At 75.7% G+C, this 2,513-nt stretch carries 2 protein-coding genes and 1 pseudogene; 1 reads left to right on the forward strand and 2 read right to left on the reverse strand.

The features are described 5' to 3' along the window. The first annotated feature begins 130 nt into the window (after positions 1–130). Positions 131–1,075, forward strand: a complete 945-nt coding sequence (locus tag H5J30_RS26855; protein ID WP_181789915.1) for a bifunctional riboflavin kinase/FAD synthetase — start codon at positions 131–133, stop codon at positions 1,073–1,075. Between the two features lie 119 nt (positions 1,076–1,194). Here the strand turns inward: H5J30_RS26855 and H5J30_RS26860 are convergent, their stop codons facing one another. Beyond that, on the reverse strand, positions 1,195–2,370 hold the full coding sequence (locus H5J30_RS26860) for an ABC transporter ATP-binding protein (RefSeq protein ID WP_181789916.1): 1,176 nt from the start codon (positions 2,368–2,370) through the stop codon (positions 1,195–1,197). Then, a pseudogene (locus tag H5J30_RS36980) lies at positions 2,367–2,513 on the reverse strand (ABC transporter ATP-binding protein); the annotation flags it as partial. The pseudogene H5J30_RS36980 and the gene H5J30_RS26860, both read right to left, overlap by 4 nt.

The following is a 2,513-nucleotide window of genomic DNA, read 5'->3' on the forward strand; positions in this document are numbered from 1 at the left end:
GCGTCGAAACCGGCCGTCCCGCCGGGCCGACCGGCGCCCGGGTCCTGCACTCGACCGCGAGCATGGCAGTCTTGTGTTCCACAATCCTGCACGGGCAGGCACGACAACGGCGGACCGAGGAGCGGGCAGAGTGCAGCGCTGGCGTGGCTTGGAGGACATCCCCGAGGGGTGGGGGCGCAGCGTCGTCACCATCGGCTCGTTCGACGGCGTGCACCGCGGCCACCAGCTCATCATCGGCCGGACGGTGGCGCGGGCCCGGGAGCTGGGCGTGCAGTCCGTCGTCGTGACCTTCGACCCGCACCCCACCGAGGTCGTACGCCCCGGCAGCCACCCGCCGCTGCTGGCCGCGCACCACCGGCGGGCGGAGCTGATGGCGGACCTCGGCGTGGACGCCCTGCTGATCCTGCCGTTCACCGCGGAGTTCTCGAAGCTGTCTCCCGCGGACTTCGTGGTCAAGGTGCTGGTCGACAAGCTGCACGCGCGGTGCGTGGTGGAGGGCCCCAACTTCCGCTTCGGCCACAGGGCCGCCGGCGACGTCGCGTTCCTCGCCTCGCTCGGCGGGACCTACGACTACGCGGTGGACGTCGTCGACCTCCAGGTCAGCGGCACCGCGGGCGGCGGCGAGCCGTTCTCCTCCACCCTCGCCCGCCGGCTGATCGCCGAGGGCGACGTCGCGGGGGCGGCGGAGGTGCTGGGCCGGCCGCACCGGGTCGAGGGCATCGTCGTACGGGGCGCGCAGCGCGGCCGGGAGCTGGGCTTCCCGACCGCCAACCTGGAGACCCTGCCGCACACCGCGGTCCCCGCGGACGGGGTGTACGCGGGCTGGCTGGACGCCGCCGGCGAGCGGATGCCGGCGGCCGTCTCGGTGGGGACGAACCCGCAGTTCGACGGCACGGAGCGGACGGTGGAGGCGTACGCCCTCGACCGCGACGACCTCGACCTGTACGGCCTGCACGTGGCCGTCGACTTCCTCGCCTTCGTCCGCGGCCAGGAGCGCTTCGAGACGGTCGAGGACCTGAAGGCCCAGATGCGCCGCGACGTCGACACCTGCCGCGACCTGACCGCGGGCCTGTGAGGGCATAGGGCCGTCCGGCCCCTGCCGGACACGCGTAGAACGCCGTTCTGCCGGGCCCCGTGTGGGTCGGAGGCAGCGATCCACACGATCTCGGCCGGGACGGCGCCCCGTGGGCGGTGCTACGGCGGTGGGGTCGTCGGGTTCGGTTCGGGGAGGTGGCATGCCACCCCCGGGGCGGTTCCGTCCAGCACCGGCAGGTCCGTGCCGCGGCAGGCGTCGGCCACGCCCGCCTTCGCCGCCGCGCCGGAGGCGAGGTCCTGGCAGCGGGCGTGGAACCGGCACCCGCCCGGGATCCGCGCCGGGTCCGGCGGTTCGCCGGTCAGCACCACCGGCGGCGTACCCGACTCCGGCAGCACCGACAGCAGGGCCTTCGTGTACGGGTGCCGCGGCGCCGTCAGCACCTCCTCCACCGGCCCCGCCTCCACGATCCGGCCCAGGTACATGACCGCCACCCGGTCCGCGATGTTCCAGGCGAGCCCCAGGTCGTGCGTGACGACCAGCGCGGACAGCCCCAGTTGGTCGCGGAGCCGCAGCAGCAGCGCCAGGATCTCGCCCCGCACCGACGCGTCGAGCGAGGCCACCGGCTCGTCGGCGACGATCAGCTCCGGGTCGAGGACGAGGGCGCCGGCGATGACGACGCGCTGCCGCTGCCCGCCGGACAGCTCGTGCGGGTAGCGCAGGAAGAACCGCTCCGGCGGGCGCAGCCCGGCGCGGGAGAGCGCGGAGGCCACGACGGCGCGCTCGTCGCCGCGGTGACCGTGGATGCGCAGGCCCTCGGCGACGGCGTCGTAGACGGTGTGCCGGGGGTTGAGCGACCCGCTGGGGTCCTGGAGCACGAGTTGCACGCGCCGCCGGTACGCCTTGAGCGCCCGGCTGCCGTACGCCAGCGGCGAGCCGCGGAACGAGACCGCGCCCGCGCTGGGGCGGACCAGGCCGAGGAGCGCGCGGGCCAGGGTGGTCTTGCCGCAGCCGGACTCGCCGACGAGGGCGACGATCTCGCCGGTGCCGACGGCCAGGTTCACACCGTCGACGGCCCGCGCGGCGGATGCGCCGTGCCGCCCGGGGAAGACGACCTTCAGTCCCTCGGCGACGAGCAGCGGCCCGGTGGCGGCCCCGTCGTCGCGTACGGGCGCGGCAGCCGCAGCGGCTGCGTCCTCGCGTACGCCCGCGTCCGCCGCCTTCTCGCGTGTGCCCGTACGCACCGTGTCCGCCTCCTCGCGTACGCCCCCCGCCTCCGCGCTCCGTACCGCCGCCGTCCCCGCGTCCTCCGCCGTCTCCGCCGACTCCCCGCTCACCGTGCCTCCTTGACGCTGTCCACGTGTACGCACGCCGCCCGCCGTCCCGGGCCCGCCTCCCGCAGCCGCGGGTCGTCCGCCGCGCAGGTCTCCAGCGCCACCGGGCAGCGCGGGTGGAACGCGCAGCCCGGCGGCAGCCGGGC

Source organism: Streptomyces phytophilus (assembly GCF_013870535.1).
Taxonomy (GTDB): Bacteria; Actinomycetota; Actinomycetes; order Streptomycetales; family Streptomycetaceae; genus Streptomyces; species Streptomyces phytophilus.